Below are 5,484 nucleotides of genomic sequence, written 5' to 3'. Positions count from 1 at the left end.
GCGCAGAACGCGGGCGGGTCCGTGCTCGACATGACGGCGCTGGACCGGGTGCACGCGATCGACGCCGACGGCGGCACCGTGCTGTGCGACGCGGGCGTCTCCCTGCACCGGCTGATGGAGGTGCTGCTGCCGCTCGGCTGGTTCGTGCCGGTCACGCCCGGCACCCGCTACGTCACCGTCGGCGGGGCCATCGGCGCCGACATCCACGGCAAGAACCACCACGTCTCGGGCTCCTTCGCGCGACACGTGCTCGCCCTCGAACTGCTCACCGCCGACGGCGAGATCCGCACGGTGATCCCCGGCACGCCGCTCTTCGACGCCACGGCCGGCGGCATGGGCCTGACCGGCGTCATCCTCACCGCGACGATCCGGCTCCAGCCGGTGGAGACCTCGCTGATGTCGGTCGACACCGAGCGGGCGACGAACCTCGACGACCTGATGGCCCGGCTGGCGGCCACCGACCACCGCTACCGCTACTCGGTCGCCTGGATCGACCTGCTGGCCCGGGGCGCCGCCACCGGCCGCGCGGTCCTCACCCGCGGCGACCACGCGCCGCTGGACGCGCTCCCCGCCCGCCTGCGCCGGGACCCGCTGGCCTTCCGCACCTCCCGCCTCCCGGCCACCCCCGCGATCCTCCCCGAGGGCCTGCTCAGCCGGACGAGCGTGGGCCTCTTCAACGAGCTCTGGTACCGCAAGGCCCCCCGCGTGCGGACCGGCCGGCTCCAGCGGATCTCCGGCTTCTTCCACCCCCTGGACGGCGTGCCCCACTGGAACCGCGTCTACGGCCGGGGCGGCTTCGTGCAGTACCAGTTCGTCGTCGGCTACGGCCGGGAGGACGCGCTGCGCCGCATCGTGCGCCGCATCTCCGAACGCCGCTGCCCGTCCTTCCTGGCCGTCCTGAAGCGCTTCGGGGAGTCCGACCCGGGCTGGCTGTCGTTCCCCGTGCCGGGCTGGACTCTGGCCCTGGACATCCCGGCGGGCCTGCCCGGCCTCGGCGCGTTCCTCGACGAACTCGACGAGGAGGTCGCCGCCGCGGGCGGGCGCGTCTACCTCGCCAAGGACGCCCGGCTGCGCCCGGAGCTACTCGCGGCCATGTACCCGCGCCTCGACGACTTCCGCGAACTGCGCGCCCGGCTGGACCCGCGCGGAGTGTTCGTGTCCGACCTGGCCCGCCGCCTCAGTCTCTGAGCAACCTCTAGGAGCTGTCATGAAGGACGCCTTCGGCCTCCCCCAGTCCCTGCTCGTCCTCGGCGGTACATCGGAGATCGCGCTGGCGACCGCCCGCCGGCTGATCGCCCGCCGCACCCGCACGGTCTGGCTGGCCGGCCGCCCCTCGCCCGCCCTGGAGGAGGCCGCCGGGCAGCTGCGCGGGCTCGGGGCGGACGTGCACACCGTCGCCTTCGACGCGCTCGACCCCGCCTCGCACGAGGCCGTCCTCGGCAAGGTCTTCGCCGAGGGCGACGTCGACCTGGTGCTGCTCGCCTTCGGGCTGCTCGGCGACCAGGCCCGTGACGAGCGGGAGCCGGAGGCGGCGGTGCGGGTGGCGCAGACCAACTACACCGGCGCGGTCTCGGCCGGTCTGGTGTGCGCGCGCTCCCTCCAGTCCCAGGGGCACGGCTCGCTGGTCGTGATGTCCTCCGTCGCGGGCGAGCGAGCCCGCCGCGCGAACTTCATCTACGGCTCCAGCAAGGCCGGTCTCGACGCCTTCGCGCAGGGTCTGGGCGACGCGCTGTACGGCACGGGCGTGCACGTCATGGTCGTACGCCCCGGTTTCGTCCGGACGCGGATGACCGCCGGTCTGCCCGAGGCGCCGCTCGCGACCACGCCCGAGGCGGTCGCGTCGGCCGTGGAACTGGGGCTGCGGCGCCGCTCGGAGACGGTGTGGGTGCCCGGGACGCTGCGCGTGGTGATGGCGGCGCTGCGGCACCTGCCGCGCGGGGTCTTCCGGCGGCTGCCGGTCTGACTCGCGGGCGGGTCAGCGGGTGGGGACCGAGCCGCGCTCCACACGCCCGGTCTGCGGGGGGACCACCGAGCCGCCGAAGGGGAACTCGCGGAGCTTGCGCCAGACGCCGTCGGCGCCCTGCTCGTAGAGGGCGAAGCCGGTGCAGGGCCACTCGGCCTCGTAACCGGCGAGTTCCTCGAAGGCGCGGTCCATGGCCGCCTCGTCGATGCCGTGCGCCACGGTGACGTGCGGGTGGTACGGGAACTGCAGTTCCCGTGCGGCCGGCCCGGCGGGGTCGCGGACCTGCTGCTGGAGCACCGTGCAGGCCTCCGCGCCCGCGACGACCTGGACGAACACCACCGGCGACAGGGGCCGGAAGGTGCCGGTGCCGGACAGCCTCATGGGGAACGCGCGCCCGGCGGCGGCGACCTCGGCCAGATGCGCCTCGACGGCCGGCAGGGAGGCCTCGTCGACCTCTGTCGGCGGCAGCAGGGTGACATGCGTGGGGATGCCGTGAGCGGCGGCGTCGCCGAAGCCCGCGCGCAGCTGCTGGAGCTCGCTGCCGTGAGGCTCCGGGACCGCGATCGAGACACCGATCGTTACGGTCCCCACGTCGTCTCCTGTCGTGTCAGTGTGGCCGCTGATACGACCACCCGGATATCGACTGTACGGCCACGACCGGGTTACGGGCAGGCGCAACCGGAGTGATGTACAGCGCTGTTCGGCGGTACGGCTGTGCGCGGGGGTGGGTTCAGTGCTTGGCGGGCAGGAAGCCGACCTGCTCGTACGTCTGCGCGAGGGTCTCCGCGGCGACCGCGCGGGCCTTCTCGGCACCCTTGGCCAGGATCGAGTCGAGCGTCTCGGGGTCGTCCAGGTACTGCTGGGTGCGCTCCCGGAACGGCGTCACGAACTCGACCATGACCTCGGCGAGGTCCGTCTTGAGCGCGCCGTACATCTTGCCGGTGTACTTCTCCTCCAGCTCGCCGATGCTCTCGCCGGTGAGGGTCGAGTAGATCGTGAGCAGGTTGCTGACGCCCGGCTTGTTCTCGGCGTCGTAGCGGATCACCGTGTCGGTGTCGGTGACGGCGCTCTTGACCTTCTTGGCCGTGGCCTTCGGCTCGTCGAGGAGGTTGATGAGGCCCTTCGGCGTGGACGCCGACTTGCTCATCTTGATCGACGGGTCCTGAAGGTCGTAGATCTTCGCCGTCTCCTTGAGGATGTACGGCTTCGGGACGGTGAAGGTCGGGCCGAAACGGCCGTTGAAGCGCTCGGCGAGGTCGCGGGTGAGCTCGATGTGCTGGCGCTGGTCCTCGCCGACCGGGACCTCGTGGGCCTGGTAGAGCAGGATGTCCGCGACCTGGAGGATCGGGTACGTGAACAGGCCGACCGAGGCGCGCTCGGCGCCCTGCTTGGCGGACTTGTCCTTGAACTGGGTCATCCGGCCGGCCTCGCCGAAGCCGGTGAGGCAGTTCATGATCCAGGCGAGCTGGGCGTGCTCGGGGACGTGGCTCTGCACGAAGAGCGTGCAGCGGTCCGGGTCGAGACCCGAGGCGAGGAGCTGGGCGACGGCCAGGCGCGTGTTCGCGCGCAGGTCCTTCGGGTCCTGCGGGATGGTGATCGCGTGCAGGTCGACGACCATGTAGAAGGCGTCGTGAGTCTCCTGCAGGGCCACCCACTGGCGGACGGCGCCGAGGTAGTTGCCGAGGTGGAACGAGCCGGCGGTGGGCTGGATCCCGGAGAGCACGCGAGGTCGGTCAGAGGCCATGCTCACCATTCTCTCAGGTCCCGGGGACCGATCCGGAGCGGGCCGGAAACAGCGGGGCTCGCGGCCGGCGCCCGCGGCACGCTGCTGATACGCCGCGCGGCGGCCCGGCGGGAAGCCGGACCGCCGCGGGAGGAGCCGCGTCAGGTGCTGATCGACCTGGACGAGGAGTGACGAGCCCGGGGCGTCAGCCCAGGTCGATCTCCGGGTACAGCGGGAAACCGGCCACGAGGTCGGTGGCGCGACGGGAGATCTCGTCGGCGATCTTGGCGTCGAGCACGTGGGCCGCCTTGGAGGGGGCGCCCGACTTGGTCGTGCCCGGCTCCGTGGTGGTGAGGACGCGGTCGATCAGGCCCGCCACCTCGTCCATCTCGGCCGTGCCCAGGCCGCGCGTGGTCAGCGCCGGCGTGCCGATGCGGATGCCCGACGTGTACCAGGCGCCGTTGGGGTCGGCGGGGATGGCGTTGCGGTTGGTGACGATGCCCGAGTCGAGCAGGGCGGCCTCGGCCTGGCGGCCGGTGAGGCCGTAGGAGGAGGCGACGTCGATCAGGTTCAGGTGGTTGTCCGTGCCGCCGGTCACGAGGGTGGCGCCGCGGCGCATCAGGCCTTCGGCGAGGGCCCGGGAGTTGTCGACGATGCGCTGGGCGTAGCCGCGGAAGGACTCCTGGCGGGCCTCCGCGAGGGCGACCGCCTTGGCGGCCATGACGTGCGGGAGGGGGCCGCCGAGGACCATCGGGCAACCGCGGTCGACCTGGTCCTTGAGGGAGTCGTCACACAGGACCATGCCGCCCCGGGGGCCGCGCAGCGACTTATGGGTGGTCGTCGTCACGATCTGGGCGTGCGGCACCGGGTCGAAGTCGCCGATGAGGACCTTGCCCGCGACCAGGCCGGCGAAGTGCGCCATGTCGACCATGAGCGTGGCACCGACCTCGTCGGCGATCTCGCGCATGATCCGGAAGTTCACCAGGCGCGGGTACGCCGAATAGCCCGCCACGATGATCAGCGGCTTGAACTCACGGGCGCTCGCGCGCAGCGCCTCGTAGTCGATGAGGCCGGTGGCCGGGTCGGTGCCGTAGGAGCGCTGGTCGAACATCTTGCCGGAGATGTTCGGGCGGAAGCCGTGGGTGAGGTGGCCGCCGGCGTCCAGGGACATGCCGAGCATGCGCTGGTTGCCGAAGGCGCGGCGCAGCTCCGCCCAGTCGGCCTCGGAGAGGTCGTTGACCTGGCGGGCGCCGGCCTTCTCCAGGGCCGGGACCTCGACGCGCTGGGCGAGGACCGACCAGAAGGCGACGAGGTTGGCGTCGATGCCGGAGTGCGGCTGGACGTAGGCGTGGCGGGCGCCGAAGAGCTCCTTGGCGTGCTCGGCGGCGAGGGACTCGACGGTGTCGACGTTGCGGCAGCCGGCGTAGAAGCGGCGGCCGATGGTGCCCTCGGCGTACTTGTCGCTGAACCAGTTGCCCATCGCCAGGAGCGTGGCCGGGGAGGCGTAGTTCTCGGAGGCGATCAGCTTGAGCATCTCGCGCTGGTCGGCGACCTCCTGGCCGATGGCGTCCGCTACGCGGGGTTCGACGGCGCGGATCACGTCGAGGGCGGCGCGGTAGGCGGTGGAAGCGGTGGAGAGGGGCTCGGCTGACATGGTGGACCTCCGGACGTTGCGTTCAGCGTTCACGGTACGGCCCAGGCGCACGGCTCTCTCTGCTCGGACCGCTCCCCGATGGTTCGTCCCATCCCAGCGCGCCAGTCACGGCCCGGCGATCAGCCTACCGGGTGGGGTGGGCGG

General features: G+C 72.1%; 5 protein-coding genes and 1 riboswitch. Of the genes, 2 read left to right on the top strand and 3 right to left on the bottom strand.

Going from position 1 to position 5,484, the window contains the following annotated elements:
* Positions 1 to 1,188 (top strand): decaprenylphosphoryl-beta-D-ribose oxidase (gene dprE1 / locus C1J00_RS37455; RefSeq protein WP_102913372.1); only part of this gene is annotated, 1,188 nt, incomplete at its 5' end.
* A gap of 19 nt (positions 1,189 to 1,207) precedes the next feature.
* Positions 1,208 to 1,963, top strand: coding sequence for a decaprenylphospho-beta-D-erythro-pentofuranosid-2-ulose 2-reductase (gene dprE2, locus C1J00_RS37450; protein WP_102913370.1), 756 nt, complete (start codon positions 1,208 to 1,210; stop codon positions 1,961 to 1,963).
* 12 nt (positions 1,964 to 1,975) lie between these two features.
* Here dprE2 and C1J00_RS37445 read toward each other — a convergent pair whose 3' ends face one another.
* The 3 genes from C1J00_RS37445 to C1J00_RS37435 all read right to left on the bottom strand — a co-directional run bounded on the left by C1J00_RS37445 (position 1,976) and on the right by C1J00_RS37435 (position 5,391).
* Positions 1,976 to 2,554, bottom strand: a complete 579-nt coding sequence (locus C1J00_RS37445; protein WP_102913369.1) for a 2'-5' RNA ligase family protein — start codon at positions 2,552 to 2,554, stop codon at positions 1,976 to 1,978.
* Between the two features lie 139 nt (positions 2,555 to 2,693).
* Positions 2,694 to 3,707, bottom strand: a complete 1,014-nt coding sequence (gene trpS, locus C1J00_RS37440; protein WP_102913371.1) for a tryptophan--tRNA ligase — start codon at positions 3,705 to 3,707, stop codon at positions 2,694 to 2,696.
* Positions 3,708 to 3,891: 184 nt separating this feature from the next.
* Positions 3,892 to 5,391 carry a glycine hydroxymethyltransferase gene (locus C1J00_RS37435; RefSeq protein ID WP_102913368.1) on the bottom strand — a complete coding sequence of 500 codons (1,500 nt, stop codon included), beginning with the start codon at positions 5,389 to 5,391 and terminating at the stop codon, positions 3,892 to 3,894.
* Positions 5,373 to 5,459: riboswitch (ZMP/ZTP riboswitch) on the bottom strand. It overlaps the preceding gene by 19 nt.
* Positions 5,460 to 5,484 lie beyond the last annotated feature (25 nt).

Source organism: Streptomyces cahuitamycinicus (assembly GCF_002891435.1).
Lineage (GTDB): Bacteria > Actinomycetota > Actinomycetes > Streptomycetales > Streptomycetaceae > Streptomyces > Streptomyces cahuitamycinicus.
Note: the sequence above shows the minus strand (reverse complement) of the source record. Positions and strands in the feature narration are given on the sequence as shown.

What these genes read in the sequence shown, in the direction of transcription:
- dprE2 (WP_102913370.1), top strand. Translation starts at nt 1,208, where the DNA reads ATGAAGGACGCCTTCGGCCTCCCCCAGTCCCTGCTCGTCCTCGGCGGT.
- trpS (WP_102913371.1), bottom strand. Translation starts at nt 3,707, where the DNA reads ATGGCCTCTGACCGACCTCGCGTGCTCTCCGGGATCCAGCCCACCGCC.